Origin of the sequence: Bradyrhizobium sp. CCBAU 11361, from assembly GCF_028128935.1 — a bacterium.
Lineage (GTDB): Bacteria > Pseudomonadota > Alphaproteobacteria > Rhizobiales > Xanthobacteraceae > Bradyrhizobium > Bradyrhizobium niftali.
This window is the reverse complement of the sequence record NZ_LBJZ01000181.1, coordinates 103,240-125,835: the sequence shown is the minus strand read 5'-3', so window position 1 is coordinate 125,835 and position 22,596 is coordinate 103,240. Positions and strand designations below refer to the sequence as shown.

General features: G+C 65.7%; 21 protein-coding genes, 1 other RNA gene and 1 pseudogene. 15 read left to right on the top strand and 8 right to left on the bottom strand.

What is annotated here, in order from left to right:
* Positions 1 to 311 (bottom strand): annotated as a pseudogene (locus XI08_RS24190) (DUF2147 domain-containing protein); the annotation flags it as partial.
* 198 nt (positions 312 to 509) lie between these two features.
* On the opposite strand from XI08_RS24190, the gene XI08_RS24185 reads away from it, so the two are divergent.
* A complete protein-coding gene (locus XI08_RS24185; RefSeq protein WP_271576249.1) occupies positions 510 to 1,397 on the top strand; it encodes a DUF2147 domain-containing protein in 888 nt (295 codons plus the stop codon).
* 64 nt (positions 1,398 to 1,461) lie between these two features.
* Here XI08_RS24185 and XI08_RS24180 read toward each other — a convergent pair whose 3' ends face one another.
* Positions 1,462 to 1,719, bottom strand: a complete 258-nt coding sequence (locus tag XI08_RS24180; RefSeq protein WP_271576248.1) for a hypothetical protein — start codon at positions 1,717 to 1,719, stop codon at positions 1,462 to 1,464.
* Positions 1,720 to 1,758: 39 nt separating this feature from the next.
* Between XI08_RS24180 and XI08_RS24175 the strand changes: the two genes are divergently transcribed.
* Together XI08_RS24175 and XI08_RS24170 are read left to right on the top strand one after the other, a co-directional pair.
* A complete protein-coding gene (locus XI08_RS24175) occupies positions 1,759 to 2,970 on the top strand; it encodes an extensin-like domain-containing protein (protein WP_271576247.1) in 1,212 nt (403 codons plus the stop codon).
* A 103-nt stretch (positions 2,971 to 3,073) separates the two neighbouring features.
* Positions 3,074 to 3,661: a histidine phosphatase family protein gene (locus XI08_RS24170; protein WP_271576246.1), complete on the top strand. Its 588-nt coding sequence runs from the start codon at positions 3,074 to 3,076 to the stop codon at positions 3,659 to 3,661.
* A gap of 18 nt (positions 3,662 to 3,679) precedes the next feature.
* Here the strand turns inward: XI08_RS24170 and XI08_RS24165 are convergent, their stop codons facing one another.
* The gene (locus XI08_RS24165) at positions 3,680 to 4,021 is read right to left on the bottom strand and encodes a DUF6665 family protein (protein WP_271576245.1); all 342 of its coding nucleotides are present in this window, start codon (positions 4,019 to 4,021) and stop codon (positions 3,680 to 3,682) included.
* 54 nt (positions 4,022 to 4,075) lie between these two features.
* Positions 4,076 to 4,711 carry a TetR/AcrR family transcriptional regulator gene (locus XI08_RS24160; protein ID WP_027544645.1) on the bottom strand — a complete coding sequence of 212 codons (636 nt, stop codon included), beginning with the start codon at positions 4,709 to 4,711 and terminating at the stop codon, positions 4,076 to 4,078.
* Between the two features lie 196 nt (positions 4,712 to 4,907).
* On the opposite strand from XI08_RS24160, the gene XI08_RS24155 reads away from it, so the two are divergent.
* The 4 genes from XI08_RS24155 to XI08_RS24140 all read left to right on the top strand — a co-directional run bounded on the left by XI08_RS24155 (position 4,908) and on the right by XI08_RS24140 (position 11,590).
* Entirely contained in the window at positions 4,908 to 6,224 is a 1,317-nt protein-coding gene (locus tag XI08_RS24155; RefSeq protein WP_271576244.1) for an HlyD family secretion protein, read from the top strand.
* Positions 6,225 to 6,252: 28 nt separating this feature from the next.
* A complete protein-coding gene (locus tag XI08_RS24150; protein WP_271576243.1) occupies positions 6,253 to 7,836 on the top strand; it encodes a DHA2 family efflux MFS transporter permease subunit in 1,584 nt (527 codons plus the stop codon).
* Between the two features lie 481 nt (positions 7,837 to 8,317).
* Positions 8,318 to 10,117: an ABC transporter ATP-binding protein gene (locus tag XI08_RS24145; RefSeq protein WP_271576242.1), complete on the top strand. Its 1,800-nt coding sequence runs from the start codon at positions 8,318 to 8,320 to the stop codon at positions 10,115 to 10,117.
* A 66-nt stretch (positions 10,118 to 10,183) separates the two neighbouring features.
* Positions 10,184 to 11,590, top strand: a complete 1,407-nt coding sequence (locus XI08_RS24140; protein WP_271576241.1) for an MATE family efflux transporter — start codon at positions 10,184 to 10,186, stop codon at positions 11,588 to 11,590.
* Between the two features lie 50 nt (positions 11,591 to 11,640).
* On the opposite strand, the gene XI08_RS24135 is transcribed toward XI08_RS24140, so the two are convergent.
* The gene (locus tag XI08_RS24135; protein ID WP_271576240.1) at positions 11,641 to 12,384 is read right to left on the bottom strand and encodes a sulfite exporter TauE/SafE family protein; all 744 of its coding nucleotides are present in this window, start codon (positions 12,382 to 12,384) and stop codon (positions 11,641 to 11,643) included.
* A 135-nt stretch (positions 12,385 to 12,519) separates the two neighbouring features.
* On the bottom strand, positions 12,520 to 13,890 hold the full coding sequence (locus XI08_RS24130; RefSeq protein WP_271576239.1) for an aminotransferase-like domain-containing protein: 1,371 nt from the start codon (positions 13,888 to 13,890) through the stop codon (positions 12,520 to 12,522).
* A 49-nt stretch (positions 13,891 to 13,939) separates the two neighbouring features.
* Between XI08_RS24130 and XI08_RS24125 the strand changes: the two genes are divergently transcribed.
* Both XI08_RS24125 and XI08_RS24120 read left to right on the top strand, forming a co-directional pair.
* Positions 13,940 to 14,398 (top strand): DUF983 domain-containing protein, encoded by a 459-nt coding sequence (locus XI08_RS24125; protein ID WP_271576238.1) that lies wholly within the window; start codon positions 13,940 to 13,942, stop codon positions 14,396 to 14,398.
* Positions 14,399 to 14,468: 70 nt separating this feature from the next.
* Positions 14,469 to 15,182 (top strand): alpha/beta fold hydrolase, encoded by a 714-nt coding sequence (locus XI08_RS24120; RefSeq protein ID WP_271576237.1) that lies wholly within the window; start codon positions 14,469 to 14,471, stop codon positions 15,180 to 15,182.
* Positions 15,183 to 15,408: 226 nt separating this feature from the next.
* Here the strand turns inward: XI08_RS24120 and rnpB are convergent.
* An RNA gene (rnpB, locus tag XI08_RS24115) (RNase P RNA component class A) lies at positions 15,409 to 15,836 on the bottom strand.
* A gap of 148 nt (positions 15,837 to 15,984) precedes the next feature.
* Here rnpB and XI08_RS24110 point away from each other — a divergent pair.
* The 3 genes from XI08_RS24110 (at position 15,985) to XI08_RS24100 (ending at position 18,018) form a co-directional block, all read left to right on the top strand.
* Positions 15,985 to 16,335, top strand: coding sequence for a YciI family protein (locus tag XI08_RS24110; RefSeq protein ID WP_271576236.1), 351 nt, complete (start codon positions 15,985 to 15,987; stop codon positions 16,333 to 16,335).
* Positions 16,336 to 16,435: 100 nt separating this feature from the next.
* A complete protein-coding gene (locus tag XI08_RS24105; RefSeq protein WP_271576235.1) occupies positions 16,436 to 16,786 on the top strand; it encodes a YciI family protein in 351 nt (116 codons plus the stop codon).
* A complete protein-coding gene (locus XI08_RS24100; protein WP_442869856.1) occupies positions 16,783 to 18,018 on the top strand; it encodes an RNA polymerase sigma factor in 1,236 nt (411 codons plus the stop codon). The genes XI08_RS24105 and XI08_RS24100 overlap by 4 nt, the downstream gene beginning before the upstream one ends.
* A 119-nt stretch (positions 18,019 to 18,137) precedes the next feature.
* Here XI08_RS24100 and XI08_RS24095 read toward each other — a convergent pair whose 3' ends face one another.
* Positions 18,138 to 18,917, bottom strand: a complete 780-nt coding sequence (locus XI08_RS24095) for an N-acetylmuramoyl-L-alanine amidase (RefSeq protein WP_271576234.1) — start codon at positions 18,915 to 18,917, stop codon at positions 18,138 to 18,140.
* A gap of 510 nt (positions 18,918 to 19,427) precedes the next feature.
* Here XI08_RS24095 and rsmH point away from each other — a divergent pair.
* The 3 genes from rsmH to XI08_RS24080 are packed head-to-tail and all read left to right on the top strand — an operon-like array spanning position 19,428 to position 22,552.
* Positions 19,428 to 20,417, top strand: a complete 990-nt coding sequence (gene rsmH, locus XI08_RS24090) for a 16S rRNA (cytosine(1402)-N(4))-methyltransferase RsmH (protein ID WP_271576233.1) — start codon at positions 19,428 to 19,430, stop codon at positions 20,415 to 20,417.
* 3 nt (positions 20,418 to 20,420) lie between these two features.
* Positions 20,421 to 20,813, top strand: a complete 393-nt coding sequence (ftsL, locus tag XI08_RS24085; RefSeq protein ID WP_271576232.1) for a cell division protein FtsL — start codon at positions 20,421 to 20,423, stop codon at positions 20,811 to 20,813.
* Complete coding sequence (locus tag XI08_RS24080; RefSeq protein WP_271576231.1) at positions 20,810 to 22,552, top strand: peptidoglycan D,D-transpeptidase FtsI family protein; 1,743 nt, start codon at positions 20,810 to 20,812, stop codon at positions 22,550 to 22,552. The genes ftsL and XI08_RS24080 overlap by 4 nt, the downstream gene beginning before the upstream one ends.
* Positions 22,553 to 22,596: the final 44 nt, after the last annotated feature.

The following is a 22,596-nucleotide window of genomic DNA, read 5'->3' as shown; positions in this document are numbered from 1 at the left end:
GGCGCCTGCTGCACGGGCTGCTGCTGCATCGGAGCCGGCGCGGGCTGCGCGGTGGTGGTGGCCGGAGCCGGCGTGGTGTCGTCCTCGTCGTCCTTGGAGCCAAGGCCCTTGAGGTTGATGTTGTTCAGCTTGATCGGCTTGTCCGACAGGCCCGGCGCGACGATGGTCACGCAGTTGAGCGAGGCGCAGTTGCGCGGCGTCTCGATGCGGATGTGCTGGCCCTCGATCTGGAACGAGATCGAATTGCCGGCATGAGCGGCTGCGGTCGACGCGAGGAAGAGTGCGGTGGCGGCGATGGTGAGCTTGTTCATGACAACCTCCGAGAAATGCGTGGTCCCGATATGGACTGAAGTCGCTGGTGGATGATGCTTGGTTCGACCCTACGCCCGGCCCGTCCGGCCTTCCGTGATGGAGGTCACAATGGCTCGCGCGCGCTTGGGTGAGCCAGCGCACATTTAGCCGCGGTTCGTCTGCGTAACGTCGTCGCGACAGAAGAGAGGGAGGCGCCGATGACGCGGCTTGCGACTTCGCTTGGCACATTGATCGCGCTGCTGGCGGTTGCGCCTTCAGCCCAGGCCGGTTCCTACGCATTCTCGATCGGCGGCCACCGGTTCCATGTCGAGGCGCCCAGGAATTGCCGATCCGCTTCCTGCGTTTCGATTTCCTCCAATCGCAGCTTTCGGCCGGCGGAGGACGTCGCCACGACGTCCGCTCCGCCTGTCTCACCGCCGGTGGTGCAGGCGCGGCAGCCGGTCTATCCGGCAACCCCGGCCCGGCCACAGGCGATTACGGTCGCGCCGTCACCGGCGCCGCCGCCCGTGCTCGCCGCGACGATGTCGCAGCCCGTTGTGCTGCCGCCGGCGCCAAGATCCGAGGCACCAAGGATCGAGGCCATGAGCCCCAATCCGCCACGGGTTGAGCTGCCGCGCGTCGATCCGCCGAAGCCGATCGCGCTCGATCCGCCGCGCATGGAGCCGCCGGTCGTCGCGCCGAAGCAAGAGATCAAGCCGACCACGACGATCGCACAGCGCAGTGACGACGAGTCGCCCGGCATGCCGCTCGGGCAGTGGGAAAGCGACGGCGCCAAGGGCACGGTCCGCATCGAACGCTGCGGCTCCGCGCTGTGCGGCTATGCGCTGACCGAGGCGTCGAGCAGGGGCGAGAGCGTGCTCGTCAACATGAAGCAGAAATCGCACGACGTCTGGACCGGCAGCATCTACAGCCGCTCCACCGGCAACACCTATTATGCGAGGATGACGCTGAAGAGCGCCGGCAGGCTCTACGTCGAGGCCTGCGCGCTCGGCCACTTCTGGTGCTCGGGCAACGATTGGACGCGCGTTGAGGAGCCGCAGGAGCAGGTGGTTACGACATCGCGGCAGTGGAGCGCGCGGTCGTAGCGATGCACTCGGCTTACCGTCCAGGGAAGGGTGAGCGGTCTTCGGTGTGGTTGATCGATGGCCGCTAGATCATGCCGAGCACGATGGCGCCGACGAAGGCCATGGCGAGGTACGCGGTGATAACGCTCAGTCTCCCGGCAAACGTCATGCCGTTGCTCCCTGGGATGTTCCGCTGAAGCATGGTCCCGCTCGCGCGCCCCTGCGCCCGGCCGTTATGGTTAACAGAAAGTGTCCTTGCGAAAAAGTCAGCCTTGCTGCCGCTCATCTCCAGAAGCCAGCGCACGGCCGCGCACGGATGGTTAAGGAAGGCTGAAATCGACACGTTGAAGAGTCTTTAAGTAAATTCACCGAACGTGCGTGCATGACGCGCGGAGTTCGTTTGTATCTCGTCGGCTCCATCGTCCTTGTTTCGCTAGCGGGTTGCGGACGCGGCTTCTTCCAGGCCGAACGTGAACCGTGGCGGGCCGAGGCGGAGGCCGCATGCCTGAAATCCGGCGCGGTCAAGGAAAGTGCGGACATCGTCCGCATCGACCCGATCTCCGGGCCCGGCAGCTGCGGTGCGGAGTTTCCGCTCAAGGTCGCCGCCATCGGCGAGCCCTCGAGCAGCTACGGCTTTGCCGACGAGGAACTGCGCCCGCCGGGCAATGTCGGCAACCAGCCGCGCTGGCCGGTGACACAGCCGCGATCGAATTATCCGCAGGCCCAGGCCTATCCGGCATCTTCTTATCCGCAACGGCCGAACTATCCCGAGAGCGCGGTGCGCCAGCCGTCCGGTTATGGCGCCTCGTCCGGACCGATGTCACTGAACGCGCCCGGCGTGGCGCCGCAGGAAGACGAGATCGACCTGCCGCCCGAGGGCACCGATGCCGCGGGTGCGGCGCGCTACATGAATGCGCCGAGCTATCCAGCGCGGCAGCCCGGTCCCTCACCTTATTCGCAGGCGCCCGCGCAGCAGCCGCTGCCGCGCCTTGGTCCCGCGCAGGGCAATCCGGTGACTGCCGTCGGTCCCGTTGCGATCAAGCCGACCGCGACGCTGGCCTGTCCGATCGTGTCCGAGCTCGACCGCTGGCTCGCCGACACCGTGCAGCCCTCGGCCATGCGCTGGTTCGGCGTGCGCATCGCCGAGATCAAGCAGATCTCCGCCTATTCCTGCCGTGGCATGAACGGCAACTCGCATGCCCACATCTCCGAGCACGCCTTCGGCAACGCGCTCGACATCTCCGCCTTCGTGCTCGCCGACGGCCGCCGTGTCACGGTGAAGGACGGCTGGCGCGGCATGCCGGAAGAGCAGGGCTTTCTGCGCGACGTGCAGTCGGGCGCGTGCGCGCATTTCACCACGGTGCTCGCGCCGGGCTCGAACGTCTATCACTACGATCACATCCATGTCGATCTGATGCGCCGCGCCAGCCGCCGCCTGATCTGCCAGCCCGCCGCCGTCTCCGGCGAAGAGGTCGCCGGGCGCGCGCAGCAGCGCAATCCTTACGCGGGCAGGCGCGATCCCTATGTCACCGGCTCGCTCGGAACGCGCAAGAGCACGCGGAAGCAGGAAGAGGACGATTACGCCGACGATTAGGCGGGCGCAGCTTCTCTTGCAGCCCGGATGAGCGTAGCGATATCCGGGAACAGAATTCCCGCATATCGCTGCGCTCATGCGGGCTATGATCGCGTCAACCTGAATGACCATCGACATCGTCCGCTATCTCACCCACCCGCAGGTTCAGATCGACCCTGACGTGCCTGTGCCGCAATGGGGCCTCAGCCTGGTTGGTCGAACGCGCACCGAGGCGGTGGCGCAGGCCGGCTGGCTCGCGCGCACCACGCAGCTCATCTCAAGCGGCGAGCGCAAGGCGGTCGAGACCGCCGAGATCATCGCCGGCCGGCTCGGCATCATGATCGACATCCGCGAGGCCATGCACGAGAACGACCGCTCGGCGACCGGCTTCCTGAAGCCGGCCGAATTCGAAGCGGTCGCCGATCAATTCTTTGCGCAGCCGCATCTCAGCGTTCGCGGCTGGGAGCGTGCCTTGGATGCGCAGGCGCGCATCGTGCGCGAGGCCGAGGCGGTGCTGGCCCGCAAACGTCCTGGCGATGTTCTCTTCGTCGGCCACGGCGCCGTCGGCACGCTGCTGTTCTGCCACATCGCCGGCCATCCGATCGATCGCGCCTACGATCAGCCCGCGGGTGGAGGCCACGTCTTCGCGTTCACGCGCGACGCGCGACATGTCCTGCATGGATGGCGCAAGATGGAAGAGATCGGATCGTAGCTCTGCGCAGCCAGAAAGTCATGTCGAGGTCGCTTTCGACGGCGCGGGGACCAGCCCCATGCACAGCTGCACCTCGCCCGGGACGTTGTAGGTCCGCATGATGTGACGGCTGTCGCGCAAGCCAGATGCCTCACGTTGCACCACGAACATCCAGAGCGCCTGGCCGGCTTCCATCACCAGCTTGCGCCTGGCCGGCTGCATCGAGGCCGGCGTCCCCGAGGCTTCGTAGGCGGCGTCGAACTCGCGCAAACGCCCAAGGTTCTGTTCGAGTGCACGGCCCATCCGTCCAAGCGCTGAGGCCTGTTCCTGGACGATCTCATAATGGAGGATATCGACAGGCGGGCGAAGATCACGGGACATGGCCGCAAATATAATGCTGCGAGACCGGCCTGCGCAACGCGTGGCGGCTTGCGATTACTTCGCCCGGTACGCCGCCAGGAACATCCGCGTCGCGCTGTCGACCACCTCGGTCATGCGCTCTTCCGACGGCGCGGGCGCGGCCTGGAAGACGAAGGGCAGGAAGAGTGAAGCCTTGCACAGTTCCATGAACTGCGAGGCGGCAAGATCGCAATCGTCGATCGTGAGATCGCCGGAGGCGGCATGGGTTTTGAGATAATCGGAGAGGCGGTTGATGGTCTTGTCCAGCACGCGCGCATAGTAACGCCGACCGACATCGGGCATGCGCTCGGCGATCGCCATCACGGTGCGGATCGCCGATCCGCCGCCGGGCCGGCAGAGCAGATGGATGTAGGCCCGGCCGAACTCCGTCAGCGTGGTCTCGGCGTCGCGGGCGGGATCGAAGTTGAACACGACCTGGCCGTACTGGAGCGCCTCCTGCTCGAGGATGGCTTCGAACAGCGCGCATTTGTCGGCGAAGTAAACGTAGAGCGTCCCCTTGGAGACCTGCGCTGCGCGCGCGATCTCGCCCATGCTGGCGCCGTCGAAGCCGAGATCCATGAACACCTTGCGGGCCCCGTCCAGGATCTGGCGGCGCTTCGAGCTGTCCTCCTCCTGGATGACGTGCAGATGTTCGCTGGCAGCTACAACCATTGGTTCAGGGTCTCGGAAGGTTTCGGGACGAGGTGCCGAACAATGAAACGCAAATGAAGGATTCGGGCCACTAGGATCCGACGCAGGATATTATGTATATTGACCGAACCGTTCGGTCAATGATATTTGGGATAAGCGAGGGGAACACGCCGCAGGCGGGCCGTCCTTCATCGCGCTTTTTTTTGGGGAGGCCTTTATGGCCGTATCGAGAGACCAGGGTGCGCGCGTCCTTCGCCAGGAAGCGGTGGAGACGAATTCGCCGACCGGTGACCCTGCGACCGAGACGTCCGCCGTTCTCGCCGAGCAGCTGCGCTCCCATGTGGTCGAGGAAACCAAGCGCCGCAGCGAGGCGCCGGAGAAGCCCGTGACCGACAAGCCGGCCGCGCCGGGGGCAGACGCGCCCGCCGCCAGCGGCACGCCGAAATCCGGCAAGCGCAAATTCGTCCTGATGGGTGTCGGTCTGGTGCTGGCGCTCGCGGCAGCCAGCTATGCCGGCTATTACACGCTGGTCGGGCGTTTCTACATCGCCACCGACGACGCCTATGTCCGCGCCAACAACACCATGCTCGGCGCGCGCGTTGCCGGCCACATTTCCTCGATCCTTGCCGGCGACAACACGACGGTGCGCGCCGGCGACGTCATCTTCCGCATCGACGACGGCGACTACAAGATCGCGGTCGATGCCGCCGCGACCAGGATCGCGACCCAGCAGACCACCATCGATCGCATCGGCCGCCAGATCGCGGCGCTCGACAGCCAGGTTGCCCAGGCCAAGGCACAGCTCGTCTCGGCCGAGGCGGGCCTCAAGCGCGCGGACCTCGACTACGAGCGCCAGCAGGCGCTGAGCAGCAAGGGCTTTGCCTCGCGCGCCACCTTCGAGAGCTCGGAAGCCGGACGCGACCAGGGCGCCGCCGCGGTCAAGGCCGCGCAGGCCGCCTATGACGTCGCCGTCAGCAACGTCGCCGTCACCAAGGCGCAGCAGGCCGAAGCCCAGGCCCAGCTTGCGGAGCTCAAGACCTCGCTCGCCAAGGCCGAGCGCGATCTCGCCTTCACCGCGGTGCGCGCGCCGGTTGGCGGCACGTTCTCGAACCGCCTGGTCAGCGCCGGCGACTTCGTCGCGGTCGGCCAGCGGCTCGGCAACGTCGTGCCGCTCGACGACGTCTATATCGACGCCAACTTCAAGGAAACGCAGCTCAAGCGCATCCGTCCCGGCCAGCCGGTGACGATCAAGGTCGATGCCTATGGCATGCGCAAGTTCTCCGGCGTCGTCGACAGCATCGCGGCGGGCGCGGGCTCGGTGTTCACGCTGCTGCCGCCCGACAACGCCACCGGCAACTTCACCAAGATCGTGCAGCGCGTGCCGGTCCGCATCCGCGTGCCGAAGTCGGTGGCGAAGCAGAACCTGCTCCGCGCCGGCATGTCGGTCTATGCGACCGTCGACACCAACAAGGGCGCGGCCGACGCCGACAGCGAGGTCGATCTCGACGATCCCACCATGATCCATCCGCAGTAGGCGCACCCGAGCGCTGCGAGGTCAGACCATGGCGAACGCCACGACTGCTTCACCTGCCATGATGGCGGCCCCCGCTTCGGAGCGCATCGCGCCGAAGCGGCTGTTCGCCTTCATCATCATGGTGTTCGGGATGTTCATGTCGATCCTGGACATCCAGATCGTCTCGGCGTCCCTCAGCGAAATCCAGGCCGGCCTGTCGGCAAGCTCCAGCGAAGTCTCCTGGGTCCAGACCGCCTATCTGATCGCCGAAGTCATCGCGATCCCGCTGTCGGGCTTCCTGTCGCGCGCGTTCGGCACGCGCCTGCTGTTCGCGATCTCGGCCGCGGGCTTCACCGCCTCGAGCCTGCTCTGCGGCTTCGCCACCACCATCGAGGAGATGATCCTCTGGCGCGCACTCCAGGGCTTTCTCGGCGCCGGCATGATCCCGACCGTGTTCGCCTCGGCCTACACCGTGTTCCCGCGCTCCAAATTCCACATCGTCGGACCCATCATCGGGCTGGTCGCGACGCTGGCGCCGACCATCGGGCCGACGGTCGGCGGCTACATCACCGATCTGATGTCGTGGAACTGGCTGTTCTTCATCAACGTCGTGCCCGGCGTCGCCATCACCATCGGCGTGCTGGCGCTGGTGGACTTCGACGAGCCGCATTTCGAATTGCTCGACCGCTTCGACTGGTGGGGCCTGCTCTTCATGGCCGGTTTCCTCGGCACGCTGGAATATGTGCTGGAGGAGGGCCCGCAATATGAATGGATGCAGGACACGTCGGTCGCGATCTGCGCCTGGATCTGCGCGATCTCGGCGATCGCCTTCTTCTGGCGCGTGTTCACGGCGGCCGAGCCGATCGTCAATCTGCGCACCTTCTCCAACCGCAATTTCGCCATCGGCTGCCTCCTGCAATTCTGCATCGGCATCGGCCTCTACGGCCTGACCTATATCTATCCGCGCTATCTCGCCGAAGTGCGCGGCTACAGCGCGCTGATGATCGGCGAGACCATGTTCGTCTCCGGCATCACCATGTTCCTGGTCGCGCCGCTGGTCGGCCGGCTGATGGTGAAGTTCGACATGCGCTACATGATCGCCTTCGGCCTCGTCGTGTTCGCGATCGGCTCCTACCAGATGACCTGGATCACCCGCGACTACGATTTCTACGAGCTGCTGGTGCCGCAGATCCTGCGCGGCGTCGGCATGATGTTCGCGATGGTGCCGACCAACAACATTGCGCTCGGCACGCTGGCGCCTGACAGGGTGAAGAACGCAAGCGGCCTGTTCAACCTGATGCGCAATCTCGGCGGCGCGGTCGGGCTCGCCGTCATCAACACCGTGCTCAACGACCGCACCGACCTGCACATCACGCGCCTCCAGGAGCGCGTGACCTGGGGCAATGCGACCGCGACCGAAACCCTGACCATGTTCATGCAGAAGTTTCAGGGGCTCGGCGATTCCACGCTGATGGCGATGAAGCAGCTCTCGCAGCTGGTGCACCGCCAGGCCGTGGTGATGAGCTTTGGCGACGCCTTCTTCATGCTGACGCTGTTCTATCTCGGCCTCAGCCTGCTGGTCACGCTGCTGAACAAGCCGGCCTCGCTGACCGGCGGCGGCGATGCGCATTGAGTGACTACATAGTTGGTGTCGTCGCCCGGCTTGACCGGGCGATCCAGTATTCCAGAGGCCGGCGTTGAAGACCTCGCTCTCACCAGGTCCGTCGCGGCGTACTGGATGCCCCGGTCAAGCCGGGGCATGACAGCGGAGTGCGCGGCCCCCGAACCAAATTGCAACACTCGTTCGTGATCTCGCGCGCGCCCCGTTGCAAACCGCAAACGACACATCTATAAAGCGCACCTCATTCAATCGAACCGGGAGGGATTTGCATGATTTCGTCGCATTCGCAGATCGTTCGCCCGCGTTCGATGTTCTGGTTCGGTATGTCGGCGGCCTGCTAGAGGCCTCTTCCACCAGATTCGATCGGGTCACGAGTCCCGATCGCCCACTTCCCCAAGTCAAAATCACCTGTGAGTGACGCCGTCTGCCCTTCGTGGCCGACTTGCGTCCGTTGATGGAGCCGGCCCGCGCCAAAAAGCGGCTGGATGATGTCATGACCTCTCTCTCGAAAAGGCCCGCGGCAATACGCGTGGTGTTGCCCTTCGTGTTCCGGCACTGGCTGAACCAGCCCGGTCGCGGCCTGATCGTGGCCGGTGGCCTGCTGGGCGCGACCGTCGCCGACCTGTTCATGCCGGTCTTCTCCGGACATCTGGTCGATGCGCTGACACGCGGCCCGTCCGATCCTGACGCGCGCCACGCGGCGCTGGTTGCGTTCGGCGCCATCGTCGCGCTCGGTGCGGCCTCCATGGTGCTGAGGTTGATCGGTCTCCAGGCGATCGTCCCGTTCACGCTCAAGATCATGTCGGATGTCGCCCAGGGCGCCTTCACGCGCGTGCAGCGCTTCTCGACCGACTGGCACGCCAACTCCTTTGCCGGCTCCACGGTACGCAAGATCACCCGCGGCATGTGGGCGCTCGACCTGCTCAACGACACCATCCTGATGGCGTTGGCGCCGTCTCTGCTGGTGTTGATCGGCTCCATGGTCCTGATCGGCCTGCACTGGGCCTCGCTCGGCGCGGTGATCGCGGTGGGAGCGCTTTTCTACGTCGCCATCACCGTGCTGTTCTCGACGCGCTACATCGCGCCGGCCGCGCGAATCTCCAACGCCTGGGACACCAAGGTCGGCGGCACGCTGGCGGATGCGCTGACCTGCAACGCCGTGGTGAAATCCTTCGGCGCGGAGCTGCGCGAGGATACGCGGCTCGCCCGCGTCATCAACCGCTGGCGCGTGCGCGTGCGGCGGACCTGGTTTCGCTACAACTACACGGCGATGGCGCAGCTCTCGCTGCTGCTGGCCTTGCGTGCCTCCGTGATCGGCGGCTCGGTGCTGCTGTGGATGTCCGGGCACGCCTCGCCCGGCGACGTCACCTATGTGCTGACCAGCTACTACGTCATCCACGCCTACTTGCGCGACGTCGGCATGCACATCAACAACCTCCAGCGCTCGGTCAACGACATGGACGAACTGGTGGCGATCCATGACGAGCCGATCGGGATTGTCGATGCGCCGGACGCGCGGCCGATCGCGATCGAGGGCGGCGAGATCGTGTTCGACGACGTCACGTTCCACTATGGCGGCCATCGCGAGCCGCTGTACGACGGCCTGTCGGTCACGATCCGCGCCGGCGAACGGGTCGGCCTGGTCGGCCGCTCCGGCTCCGGCAAGACCACCTTCGTCAAGCTGGTGCAGCGGCTCTACGACGTCAGCGATGGCCGCGTGCTGATCGACGGCCAGGACATCGCAACGGCCACGCAGCAATCGCTGCGCAGCCAGATCGCGATCGTGCAGCAGGACCCGATCCTGTTTCACCGCTCGCTCGCCGAGAACATCGCCTATGGCCGGCCCGGCGCCAGCCTGGAGGCGATCGAGCAGGCGGCGCGGCTGGCCAATGCGCACGACTTCATCCTGCGTCTGCCCAAGGGCTACGGCACGCTCGTCGGCGAGCGCGGCGTGAAACTGTCGGGCGGCGAGCGGCAGCGCGTGGCGCTGGCGCGCGCCTTCCTGGCGGACGCGCCGGTGCTGATCCTGGACGAGGCGACGTCGAGCCTCGATTCGGAATCGGAGGCGCTGATCCAGCAGGCGATGGAGCGGCTGATGAAGGGACGCACCTCGATCGTGATCGCACACCGGCTGTCGACGGTGCGCAGTCTCGATCGGATCCTGGTGTTCGACCGCGGCGAGATCGTCGAGCAGGGCACCCACGCCGTGCTCGCGGGCAAGCCAGGGGGCATCTATCGCGGCCTGTTCGAGCGCCAGGTGGTGGATCTCGGACGCCTGGCAGCAGCGGAATGATGCGCAGCCTGCGGACGGAGGAGAGCGTCCGCAAGCTGCGAAGGATTAGGGCAGGGATGGACTGAAATGAAAGACCTGACGCGCGGCTCCATCGTGGGCCACATCCTGAGCATGGCGCCACCGATCGTGGTTGGCATGATCACGATCATGATCTGCCAGCTCGTCGACCTCTACTTCGTCTCGAGCCTGGGCGAGGCCGCGATCGCGGGCGTCGCCGCGGCCGGCAACGCCGGCTTTCTCGTCAATGCCTTGATGCAGGTGCTCGGCGTCGGCACGGTTGCGTTGATGGCGCATGCTGTGGGCCGCAAGGACCGTGGCGATGCCAATCTGGTGTTCAACCAGTCGGTCGTCCTGTCGGTGCTGTTCGGGCTGCTGACACTGGTTGCGGGTTTCGCGCTGTCGCGTCCCTATATGCGCGCGGTCGCGGCCGACAAGGCAACGGTCGAAGCCGGCACCGTCTATCTGCTCTGGTTCATGCCGGCGCTGGCGCTGCAATTCGCGACGCAAGTGATGGCATCCGCATTGCGGGCGACCGGCATCGTGCGGCCGAGCATGCTGGTGCAGGCGCTCGCGGTGGGCATCAACATTGCGCTGGCGCCGGTCCTGATCTCGGGCTGGGGCACCGGGCATCCGCTCGGTGTCGCCGGGGCAGGCCTCGCAAGCTCGATCGCCGTCTTCGTCGGCGTGCTGATGCTGCTCGCGTATTTCCTGAAACTGGAGCGCTACGTCGCCTTTCATCCTGCGCAATGGCGGCCGCAGCTTCGGCAGTGGAAGAGAATCCTCAATGTTGGCCTGCCGGCCGGCGGCGAGTTCGCGATGGTCTTCATCATCATGGCCGTGGGCTATTATGTGCTGAGCGTTTTCGGACCGGCGGCGCAGGCCGGATTTGGTATCGGCACGCGTCTGCTCGGCCTGATCCAGATGCCTGCGCTCGCCATTGCGCTGGCTGCGGGGCCCATCGCCGGCCAGAACTTCGGCGCCGGCAATGGCGCGCGCGTGCGGGAGACCTTTGTCAAGGCGGCGCTTGTCGCGACCGCCGTGATGATTGTCTTTCTGATCCTCGCGCAACTCGCGCCAGGTCTGTTGCTTGCCGGCTTCTCGAGTGATCGGGAAACGATGGCGGTCGCGTCGCTCTTCCTGCGCATCGTCTCGTTCAACATGGTGGCGCAGGGGCTGATCTTCACCACCTCCAGCATGTTCCAGGGGCTCGGCAACACCAAGCCCGTGCTGGTGACCTCGGCAATGCGGGTCCTCACCTATTCCCTGCCGTCGATCTGGCTCTCGACGTGGCCGGGCTTTCGGATGGAGCACGTCTGGTATTTGTCGATCGCGACAACGACGCTTCAGGCGGCGTTGAGCGTGTGGTTGCTACACCGCGAATTCGGCAAGCGCCTGGCGCCGCTTCGACACGCCGGGGTTCCGGAGCAGGTGGAGGCTGAGCCTGAAGCGCCTCCTGCGCGCTTGCCGGCATAGCGACAGCCTGATGCTGCCGCGACAACGACGCATGTTCGTTGGCGCGCGCGTCAGTGCACACCAAGGCTGTTCCAGACGAGGCCGAGCCCCGACAGGAACAGCAGACCGAGCACGACATCGCCAAAGTGCTTGTCGCTCAGCGCGTGATAGACGCGTGCGCCGGCCCATGCGCCGATCAACGTGCCGGGAAACGCGACCAGCGCGAGCCAGACCACCTTGAACGCGACGAGGCCCGATGCCGTCTGCAACACCAGCGCGGTCGCGAGCACGGTGAAATTGAAGAGCTGGAAGATGCCGCGCCGCTCGTGCTTGTTCCAGCCGCGAATGTTGGCCCACAGGATCGGCAGCGGTCCGGACAGTCCCGCAAGTCCGCCAAGAATGCCGCCGGCAAAGCCGATCGCGCCGTCGGCGATGCGGCCGCCGAACTTGATCGCGAGCGGCCTCTTGTTCAGATAGAGCGCGCTCGAGAAGATCAGCAGCAGCACGCCGATGCTCAGCTTGAACACCTTTGGATCTGCCGAGGCGACCATCATGGTCCCCAGCGGCACGCCGATCAGCCCGCCGATCAGGAACGGCCAGACCAGCGAGAGATCAAAACTCTTCCACATCGACGGCAGCGTCGAGGTCTGCGCGATCACCGAGCAGATCAGCACCAGGGGCACCGCGAGCGAGGGCGGCAGCACGTAGAGCCAGATGCCGAGCGCCATCAGCGCCGTGCCGAACCCGGCCAGGCCCGAGACGAAGCCGCCGGCCAATGCGCCGAGCGGCAGCAGCGCGTAAGCGTAGGTTTCCAACGGATTGTCCTTGTCGCCACCGGCGATCCCGAATTGTCGATCGCCACCGCCCGCATAGCACGGCTGCGGCCGTGCAGGTCAATCCATCCTGCACGCAGGCGTGGTCTGCGGCGTCGGGCTTTTCCGGATCATGCTCTAGACGATCTGCCTGATGTCGGCGGGCTTGTGCAGCGCGCCGACGAGGATGCGCAGTGCTTCGGTCAATTCCGCCCTGTTGCGTGCCGCGCCCAGCGAGACACGGGCCGCATGCGGCGGCGTCCCGTCGACGGTGAAGGCATCGCCGGCCACGACCGCGAGACCATTCCGAAGCAGATGCGCCGCGACATCGGGGCGGCCCTCCGGCAGACGCAGCCACAGATGATGGGCGGCGGGCTTGGCCAGGAATTGAAAGCCTTTCAGTGCGCGCTGCGCGAGTTGCTGGCGGCCCACCGCCTCGTTGCGAATGGCGGTGATGATGCGATCGGCGATGCCGGTCTCGAGCCAATGCGTCGCCAGCGCAACCATCAGCGGCGCCGGCATCTGCACGGTGGCCTGCAAATAGGAACGCATTTCCTGCTGCGCGGCGTTGTCGGGAGCCGCGAGATAAGCGACCCGCAGTGCCGGTGCGATGCATTTTGACAGCGTGGTGGCCAGATAGGTCCGCTCCGGAATGAGGTTGGCGATCGGCGCTGCCGAGCGGTCGAGCAGTCCGTAGGCGTCGTCCTCGATCAGCGTCGTGTCGGCATCGCGGATGATCCTTGCGATGGCGCCGCGCCGCTCGGCGGAAAGTGTCGCCGTGGTCGGATTGTGCAGCGTCGGGATGAGGTAGACTGCCTTCGGTCCGTGCGGGCGGCAGGCCTTTGCGAGCGCATCGGGCAGGATGCCGCCGTCATCCATGGCGACGCTGACGAGCTTGATGCCGAGCCGTGCCGCGGCGGCCTTGATGCCGGGGAAGGTGAGCGCTTCCGTGAGCACGACGTCGCCGGGCCGCGCGAGATGGGCGAGCAGGTTGAACAGAATGGTTTGCGTGCCGGGAAAGATCACGAGCCTGTCGGCGTGCGCGTGCGGAACGCGCGCGCGCATCCACCGCGCCGCGACCTCGCGCTCATGCGCGCTGCCGCCGGGCGGTTGGTAGTTCAGGAACGCGGTCAACCCCGATTGCGCGCGGATGGCCTCCATCCCGGCGATGATGCGCTCGTCGAGCTGCGCCTCCAGCGGATGCGGCGGCACGTTCATCGAGAGATCGATCGCAACGGGATGCGGCAGATCGACCGCGCGGCGCGCGCTGGTCTCCGACACGAACGAGCCCTGGCCGACCCGGGCCTCCAGGATGCCGCGGCGCCGCGCCTCGGTGTAGGCGCGCGTCACCGTGGTGAGGTCGATGTCGAGCGCTTTTGCCAGCGCGCGCTGCGTCGGCAGCTGCTGGCCACGCACCAGCCGGCCGGCTGCGATGTCGGCCTCCATGGCATCGACGATGCGCTGGTAACGCGGCCCGCTCAGCTCCGAGATTGTAGGGGTCCAATCCATGCAATTTAGGCCCATATCCTTTGAATGTATGGATGCAAGATAGTATTGTATGGATCATCAGAACGGAAGAGGTGTCGTCATGGCGACCGGTTCAGTTTCCCTGGCAAAGGCGATGTGGCGCGGTTTTCGCGGCAAGTGCCCGAACTGCGGCGAAGGACATATGTTCGGACGCTTCCTGAAAGTGGCGGAGGCTTGCGACCATTGCGGCGAGGAGCTGTTCCATCAGCGCGCCGATGACTTTCCGGCCTATCTCGTCATGGTCGTGGTCGGCCATCTCGTGGTCCCGGCGATCCTCGCAGTCGAGACCGCCTATGCCCCGCCGGTCTGGCTGCAACTGGCCGTGTGGTTGCCGGTGACGCTGTTCGCTTCGCTTGCGTTGCTGCAACCGACCAAGGGCGCCATCGTCGGACTGCAATGGCAGCTCGGCATGCATGGCTTCGAGGCTGGCAAGTTGCGGCGCGAGGCCGGTGCGCTCGTCCTCGCAAAAGTGAATACGCGCGCGGCGTGAGCGGGTAGCGTTTACATCGCGCGCGCGGCCGCTACACTCCATCGTACAAACAAGAACGATGGAAACGCCAATGGCCGCACGCGCGAAGACCTTCCTGCTCTGTCACGGCGCGTGGTCCGGCGGATGGGCCTGGAAGAAGATGCATCCGCTGATGGCGCGGGCGGGCCACCGCCTGGTCGCGCCGACCTACACCGGGCTCGGCGAGCGCTCGCATCTGGCCAATCCCGCGATCGATCTCGAGACGCACATCCAGGACATCCTCAACGTCATCAAATTCGAGGACCTCAGCGACATCGTGCTGCTCGGCCACAGCTATGGCGGCATGGTCGCGACCGGCGTTGCCGACCGCGCGCGCGAATGCGTGACGCAGCTGATCTATCTCGACGCCTTCGTGCCGCGTGACGGCCAGTCGCTGTTCGATCTCAACGAGAGCGGGCGCGAGCCGATGCGCAAGGCGGCGGCCACCGCCGACGGCTACCGCATCCCGCCGAACCCGCCGCCATCGGATACGCCGCAGGCCGATCTCGACTGGCTCAACGCGCGCCGCATCAACATGCCGATCAAATGCTTCGAGACGAAGTTGAAGCTGGAACATGGTGAGCCGGCCATGCCGCGCAGCTACATCTATTGCAGACGCATTCCGCCGGGCGATGTGTTCGGGCAGTTTGCGAAGCGCACGAAGAACGAGGAGGGCTGGCGCTATTTCGAGCTCGACGCGAGTCATGCGCCGAACGTGACGGCGCCGGAGGCGCTGATGGGTGTGTTGAACGAGATCGTCGCCTGACCCACAGCCGTCATTCCGGGGCTCGCGAAGCGAGAACCCGGAATCCATTCCTCCACCAACTCTGCGGCTCGATGGATTCCGGGTTCGTGCTGCGCACGTCCCGGAATGACAGCAGCAAAAATGGTGAGGGGTCCGATGCGGTCAGCATCGAACCCCTCGTCACGTCTTAGTAAGACGCGTCTTCTTCAGGCGAACCGGAAAACCACTTCGCTCGAAAACGCTTTAGAATATCAGCCGGCCTGTAAGCCGGGTTCTGTAGGGCACCGTCCGCTTGCGCGAACGATACGTGACGGCCATTCCTCTGGGGCCATGTTTGCACATGGCCTCGAGCAACCTACCCGGACGGCGGGCCTGACATCGCCCCGCGGCGTTATCGCTTGCGCGATCGGCCCGCATTCGCCGTCCCTATTCGGTTTTGCTCCCGGTGGGGTTTACCATGCCGGCTCCGTTGCCGGACCCGCGGTGCGCTCTTACCGCACCTTTTCACCCTTACCCTGCGAAGCCCGAAGGCGAAGCAGGGCGGTTCGTTCTCTGTGGCACTTTCCCTGGGGTTGCCCCCGCCGGACGTTATCCGGCACCGTATGTCAAGGGAGCCCGGACTTTCCTCCCCGGCGGCCTTTCGACCGTTGCCGGAGCGGCCGTCCGGCCGACTGACGGCCTAGGCATGGGCATTTGTGACGGTTTCGTCAAGCCGAGATCGTCGCGCACGCGATCTGCAAATAATTTATCCTGAAGATGTCGTTGGGCGTGGGCCCGGTTCGACTGGATGCCGGCGATCCAGCCGAGCAACAGGAGTTAAGCGATGCAGTATCTGCTGCTGATCTACCGGAACGAAGCTCAACAGAGCAAGATGGACCCTGCGGATTACCAGAAGCTGTTGGCGGAGTATTCCGCCTACACCCAGTCCATCGTCCAGAGCGGCAACTTCAAGGCCGGCGACGGGCTTCAGCCGACCTCGACTGCGACAACTGTTCGCGTTCGCGACGGCAAGATGCTCGCGACCGACGGTCCCTTCGCCGAGACCCGCGAGCAACTCGGCGGCTATTATCTCGTCGAAGCGAGAGACCTCGACGCCGCGATCGCAATGGCGGCGCGGATTCCCGGAGCCAGGGACGGATCGATCGAAGTCAGGCCCGTCATGATCTACAAATGATCTCGTCCGCTGATATCGAATAATTATCCCGAGGATGTCGTTTGATGTTGGCCCCGTTCGACTGGATGTCGGCAATCAAGCCGAACAACAGGAGTAAGCCATGCAGTACCTGCTGCTGATCTACCGGAACGAACAGAAACTGATCAATATGGACGCGACCGAGCGTCAGAAAGTGTCGGCGGAGTACGGCGCCTACACCCAGTCCATCGTCCAGAGCGGCCATTTCAAGGCCGGCGACGGACTTCAGCCGACCACGACGGCGACCACCGTGCGCGTGCGCGAGGGTAAGACCCTGACGACCGACGGCCCGTTTGCGGAGACCCGCGAGCAGCTCGGCGGCTACTATCTGGTCGAGGCCAAGGATCTCGACACCGCCATTTCGCTGGCGGCGCGGATTCCCGAAGCCAGGGAAGGCTCGATCGAAGTCAGGCCGGTCATGATCTACAAGTGATCTTTTCTGCCGACATCGCTCGGATTTTTCGCGACGAGGCGGGGCGGGTGCTTGCCACGCTGATCCGCCTCGTCGGCGATTTCGATCTCGCCGAGGACGCACTCCAGGATGCCTTCGCGGTCGCGCTCGAACGCTGGTCGGCGGGCGAGGTGCCCGATAATCCGCGCGCCTGGCTCGTCAATGTCGGTCGCAACAAGGCGATCGACCGCATCCGGCGGCAGGCCGTGTTCCGCGGCAAGCAGCAGGCGCTCGTGCATGAGCTCGAGCTCAACGCGCAGGCGCCCGACGAGCCGCCGGCGACGCTTGATGACGATATGCTGCGGCTGATCTTCACGTGCTGCCATCCAGCCTTCGCCATCGAGGTCCAGGTCGCGCTGACGCTGCGCACCGTCTGCGGGCTCTCGACCGCGCAGGTCGCGCGCGCCTTTCTCGTCGGCGAGGAGGCGATGGCGCAGCGCCTCGTCCGCGCCAAGCAGAAGATCAGGCTCGCCGGCATTCCTTATGAAGTGCCCGAGCACGCCGCGCTGGCGCCGCGGCTCAACGGCGTGCTCGCCGTGATCTATCTCGTCTTCACCGAAGGCTATGTTGCGACCTCGGGCGCGGATTTGATGCGGCCCGATCTCGCGGTCGAAGCGATCAGGCTCGGCCGGTTGCTCGACCGGCTGATGCCCGACCGCGCCGGAATCAAGGGTCTGCTCGCGTTGATGTTGCTGCACGATGCGCGCCGCGCCGGGCGCGAGACTGCGGCCGGCGACATTGTGCTGTTGGAAGAGCAGGACCGCACGCTCTGGGATCGCGCACAGATCGACGAAGGGCTGCGCCTCGTGGACGACGCTCTGCACATACCCGGCCGGCCGCAACCCTATGCGGTGCAGGCCGCGATCGCCGCGCTGCATGCGCGCGCGCCGAGCTTTGAAGAGACCGACTGGCCGCAGATCGCCGGGCTCTACGAGGTGCTGCTGCGGATCAATCCTTCGCCGGTGATCGAGCTCAACCACGCCGCCGCAATCTCGATGGTCGACGGCCCGGCGCGCGCGCTCGATCTCGTCGACGCGATCACCGCGCGCGGCGGGCTTGGCGGCTACGAGCTGCTGCCCGCGGTGCGCGCGGATCTGTTGCGACGGCTCGGGCGTAAGGACGAGGCGGTGGAGGCGTATGTCGCGGCGACGGAGGCGACGCAGCTGGAGCCGCTGCGGCGGCTCTATGCGCGAAGGATGAGGGAGATGGAGTAGTAGCCGCACCCTCCGTCATTGCGAGGAGCACTTGCGACGAAGCAATCCAGACTGTTCCCGCGGAGACAGTCTGGATTGCTTCGCTGCGCTCGCAATGACGGAGTGTGTGACTTACGCCGTCATTTCGACGCGACCGCCGTCCCGTCCGGCAGGCTCGCCAGCAGCGCCTGCAAGGTCGACAGCGTCGAATGATCCGCAACCCCATCCAGCCGCGCCGGACGGAAATGGCGCTGGAAGGCGGTGACGACTTCCATGGTCGCGGCATCGTATTTGCCGGTCAGCGGCACGCCGTAACCGTATCGCGCCAGCGCCTGCTGCAGGCTCAGCACCTCGTCGCTGATGGTGCCGAGCATCAGGCTCTCGCCGCGCACGACGGGCGTGGGCGTGACCCAGTGGCCGACGCCGGAATTGGCCAGCGAATGCCACGGAAATTTTTCGCCCGGATCCTTCTTGCGCGCGGGCGCGACGTCGGAATGGCCGAGCACGCGGTGCGCCGCCACCTTGCGGCGGAGCATGATGCCGCGGCACAGCGCGATCACGGCGGCGATCTGGCGCAGCGGAAACTCCGGATAGCCCCAGTCGTGGCCGCGATTGACGATCTCGATGCCGATCGAGCAGGAGTTGACGTCGTCCTCGCCGGCCCAGGACGAGACGCCGGCGTGCCAGGCGCGCCTCGCCTCGGGCACGCATTGCACGATGCGGCCGTCCTCGAGCACGACGTAATGCGCCGACACTTCCGTCCCCGCAGTGCACAGCCGCGCCAGCGCGCCCTCGACATCGGGCATGCCGGTGTAGTGCAGCACGATCATGTCCGGCTGCCGTCCCTTGGCGCGCTCGCCATGGTTCGGCGAGGGGATGATGTCGGAGACGATCGAGGAATCCGGCTCGAACGTCCGCATGTTCGCCGCGGCCTTGGGAACCGGGAGAACGCGCTGGCGCTTCGAATCAGATCCAGATGGCGTGGACGAACCGGACGACATAAACAGCTCAAGTCGGAACAGGAGAGGGCCAAGCCCTTCTCTTTACTATTCCTTTACCCTCCGCCGTGCGCAATCGCGCGTCGCGGTTAACGGATGCATTTTGGCCGGGTGTGTGGATGAGGCATCACTGCCGCTTCACCTTTTCGACTTGTAACGGGCCGATCAACGCTTTCTTAACGCTAAGGGCCGTTACTGAGAGATGAAGTGCCGACCCGCGTCCGGAGGCGGCCAAAGCGTATTTTGGCTCGAAATCCCATGGCTGCCCGACAAATTCCACTGGGAACACTGGGTTGGCGGCCCGGGACGACCGGGCTCGGTAATCATGCTGGACAAGGGTTGGGTCGTGGAACCGCCGCGACGCGGAATCATTCGAGGCGTTATGGGCTGGCTCGCCCCGGATCTGGCTTGGTTGTTCGGCAGGCGTGGCGCATGAGTTCCGCTCCTCACATTCCCGTGCTCGGTCGCGAGGCCGTCGATCATCTCGCGCCGCGCGAGGGCGGGATCTATGTCGACGCCACCTTCGGCGCCGGCGGCTATAGCCGCGCCATCCTCGACGTGGCTGGAACCCGACTCATCGCCATTGACCGCGACCGCACGGCAATCGCTGGCGGCGCCGAACTGGTCGAGCGCTCTGCCGGTAGGCTGACACTGGTCGAGGACCGCTTCTCCAATCTCGCCGACGTCTGCGCGGCGCACGGCGTCGATGCCGTGGACGGCGTCGTGATGGACGTCGGGGTGTCCTCGATGCAGCTCGACCAGGCCGGACGCGGCTTCTCGTTTCGCCTCGACGGTCCGCTCGACATGCGAATGGGGCAGGCGGGACCGACGGTGGCCGATGTGGTCGCGCGCGCCTCGGAAGGCGATCTCGCCGACATCATCTATCTCTTCGGCGAGGAGCGGCAGTCGCGCCGCATCGCCCGCGCCATTGTCGCGGACCGGCAGGAGACGCCGTTCACGACCACGCGCGCGCTCGCCGACCTCGTCGGCAGGGTGGTTCGCTCCAAGCCCGGCGACATTCATCCGGCGACGCGGACGTTCCAGGCCCTGCGCATCTTCGTCAACGAGGAGCTCGAGGAACTCCAGACCGCGCTCGCTGCGGCCGAGCGCGTGCTCAAGCCCGGCGGTCGCCTCGTGGTCGTCTCGTTCCATTCGCTGGAAGACCGTATCGTCAAGAATTTCCTCGCCGAGCGGTCCAAGACCGGCGGCGGCTCGCGGCACCTGCCGGAAGTCGCGCAAACCGCGCCGAGCTTTCAGCTCCTGACGCGGCGGCCTGTCGTCGCCGGAGAGGACGAAGTTGCGCATAACCCGCGCGCGCGTTCGGCAAAACTGCGCGCCGCGGAGCGCACCTCGGCGCCGGCGCACAAGGACGACGAGTCCTCGTCCTGGCCAAGACTCTCCGACGTGATGAGGGGAGGCTAGCGCATGCGCTTCATTCACCTCCTCGTCATCGGCGCGCTGATCTTCGCGGCGGCCTATGTCTACCGGATCAAGATGGACTCCACCGCGCGCACGGAGAAGGTATTGCGGCTGCATCAGGAGATCCGCGAGCAGCGCGATGCGATCGCCTCGCTCCGCTCCGAATGGGCCAAGCTCGATGCGCCCCTGCGCCTGCAGGGCCTGTCCGAGCGGCACCTGCCGCTCAAGCCGGTCAACGGCACGCAATATGACTCGCTGAAGAACCTGCCCGAGCGTCCGCCGCGGATGTTCAGGCCCGGCGAGCCCGACCCGATCGGGGCCATGCTCAACACCATCGAAGCCGCGAGCGACCCCGACACCGTGACGGGCTCCGTGCCGCAGCCCGAGGACAAGCAATGAGCGCCGTGACTCCGGCCAAACCGACTGAACCCTGGCGGCAGCGGCTGATCCGCAGCCTGCTCTACGGGCGCAATGTCGACCGCGCCGCGAAGGCGCGCGCGCGCGTTGGACTTGCGATGCTCGCCTTCGCCTCGGTCTACGTCCTGATCGGCGGCCGGCTGGTGATGTTCGCGATCGGTGCCGACGCCCACAGTGCGCGCCGTGCGGCGTCGCAGGAGGTGGTTGCGACTGCGCGGCCCGACATCGTCGACCGCAACGGCGCCATCCTGGCGACCGACGTCAAGGCGGCGAGCCTGTTCGGCGAGCCGCGCCGCATCATCGACAAGGACGAGGCGATCGAGCTCCTGACCGCGACCGTGCCCGACCTCGACGAGGCCGAGGTGCGCGAGCGCCTGAAGACACGCAAGGGCTTCGTCTGGCTCAAGCGCGAGATCACGCCGAAGCAGCAGCAGGACATCCACAAGCTCGGCATTCCCGGCATCGGCTTCCTGCGCGAGAACAAGCGCGTCTACCCGACCGGCAACGAGGTCGCCCACCTCATCGGTCTCGTCAATATCGACAACCAGGGCATCGCCGGCATGGAGAAGTGGCTCGACAATCAAGGGCTCGCCGATCTCCACCGCGCGGGCTTTGCCACCGACCGCCTGCAAAAGCCGATCGAGCTCTCGGTCGATCTGCGCGTCGAGCACGCGCTGCGCGACGAACTGCTGAAGGCCAAGGAAAAGTACCACACCAAGGCCGCCTCCGGCATCGTCTCGAATGTCAAGACCGGCGAGATCGTGGCGATGGTCTCGCTTCCGGATTTCGACCCGAACAATCCGAAGGAAGCGCACGACCCCGATCGCATCAACCGCCTCACCACCGGCGTCTACGAGATGGGCTCGACCTTCAAGGCGTTCACGCTGGCGATGGCGCTCGATTCCGGAAAGATCAATCTGAACTCGTCGTGGGATGCGCGCGGAAACCTGCACTACGGCAAGTTCACCATCCACGACAGCCATCCGCTCGGACGCTTCATCAACACCAAGGAAGTGTTCACCTTCTCGTCCAACATCGGCGCCGCACGGATCGCGCTCGGCCAGGGCGTCGAGGCGCACAAGGCGTTCCTCGCCAAGATGGGCCAGCTGACGCGGCTGCGCACCGAGCTGCCGGAGAGCGCAGCTCCGCTGATCCCGCGCCGCTGGAGCGAGCTGAACACGGTCACCGCCGCGTTCGGCCAGGGCCTGTCGGTCGCGCCGCTGCAGGCGGTGATGGGCATCAACGCCCTGGTGAACGGCGGCTATTTGATTCCACCGACCTTCATGAAGCGCAGCGAAGCGGAAGCGGCGGCGATGGCCAAGCGCGTGATCAAGCAGGACACCAGCGACAAGATGCGGTTCCTGATGCGGCTCAACGCCGAAATCGGCACCGCCAAGACCGCGGACGTCAAGGGCTACTATGTCGGCGGCAAGACCGGCACGTCCGAGAAGGTCATCAACGGCCGCTATGCCAAGAAGCGCGTGCTCAACTCCTTCACCGCGATCATGCCCTGCGACGATCCGAAATATCAGATCCTGATCATGCTGGACGAGCCGCAGGCGATCCCTGAAACGAAGGGTTTCATCACCTCGGGCTGGAACGCGGTGCCGACCGGCGGCAAGGTGATCGAGCGGATCGCGCCGCTCCTGGGCGTCGAGCCGCGGTTCGACCTGCCGCCGTCCGAGCGCCTTATTCTTGCAGCATCCAGGACAACCCAGTAATCAACCGGGTAGGCCATCGCCGGTGCTGAGTCGGGAGTTTCCGG

Bases quoted from the DNA above. Each gene is read 5' to 3' on its own strand.
- XI08_RS24185 (WP_271576249.1), top strand. From the start codon at position 510: ATGACGCGGCTTGCGACTTCGCTTGGCACATTGATCGCGCTGCTGGCG.
- XI08_RS24175 (WP_271576247.1), top strand. From the start codon at position 1,759: ATGACGCGCGGAGTTCGTTTGTATCTCGTCGGCTCCATCGTCCTTGTT.
- XI08_RS24170 (WP_271576246.1), top strand. From the start codon at position 3,074: ATGACCATCGACATCGTCCGCTATCTCACCCACCCGCAGGTTCAGATC.
- XI08_RS24165 (WP_271576245.1), bottom strand. From the start codon at position 4,021: ATGTCCCGTGATCTTCGCCCGCCTGTCGATATCCTCCATTATGAGATC.
- XI08_RS24160 (WP_027544645.1), bottom strand. From the start codon at position 4,711: ATGGTTGTAGCTGCCAGCGAACATCTGCACGTCATCCAGGAGGAGGAC.
- XI08_RS24155 (WP_271576244.1), top strand. From the start codon at position 4,908: ATGGCCGTATCGAGAGACCAGGGTGCGCGCGTCCTTCGCCAGGAAGCG.
- XI08_RS24150 (WP_271576243.1), top strand. From the start codon at position 6,253: ATGGCGAACGCCACGACTGCTTCACCTGCCATGATGGCGGCCCCCGCT.
- XI08_RS24145 (WP_271576242.1), top strand. From the start codon at position 8,318: ATGACCTCTCTCTCGAAAAGGCCCGCGGCAATACGCGTGGTGTTGCCC.
- XI08_RS24140 (WP_271576241.1), top strand. From the start codon at position 10,184: ATGAAAGACCTGACGCGCGGCTCCATCGTGGGCCACATCCTGAGCATG.
- XI08_RS24130 (WP_271576239.1), bottom strand. From the start codon at position 13,890: ATGGATTGGACCCCTACAATCTCGGAGCTGAGCGGGCCGCGTTACCAG.
- XI08_RS24125 (WP_271576238.1), top strand. From the start codon at position 13,940: ATGGATCATCAGAACGGAAGAGGTGTCGTCATGGCGACCGGTTCAGTT.
- XI08_RS24120 (WP_271576237.1), top strand. From the start codon at position 14,469: ATGGCCGCACGCGCGAAGACCTTCCTGCTCTGTCACGGCGCGTGGTCC.
- XI08_RS24110 (WP_271576236.1), top strand. From the start codon at position 15,985: ATGCAGTATCTGCTGCTGATCTACCGGAACGAAGCTCAACAGAGCAAG.
- XI08_RS24105 (WP_271576235.1), top strand. From the start codon at position 16,436: ATGCAGTACCTGCTGCTGATCTACCGGAACGAACAGAAACTGATCAAT.
- XI08_RS24095 (WP_271576234.1), bottom strand. From the start codon at position 18,917: ATGCGGACGTTCGAGCCGGATTCCTCGATCGTCTCCGACATCATCCCC.
- rsmH (WP_271576233.1), top strand. From the start codon at position 19,428: ATGAGTTCCGCTCCTCACATTCCCGTGCTCGGTCGCGAGGCCGTCGAT.
- ftsL (WP_271576232.1), top strand. From the start codon at position 20,421: ATGCGCTTCATTCACCTCCTCGTCATCGGCGCGCTGATCTTCGCGGCG.
- XI08_RS24080 (WP_271576231.1), top strand. From the start codon at position 20,810: ATGAGCGCCGTGACTCCGGCCAAACCGACTGAACCCTGGCGGCAGCGG.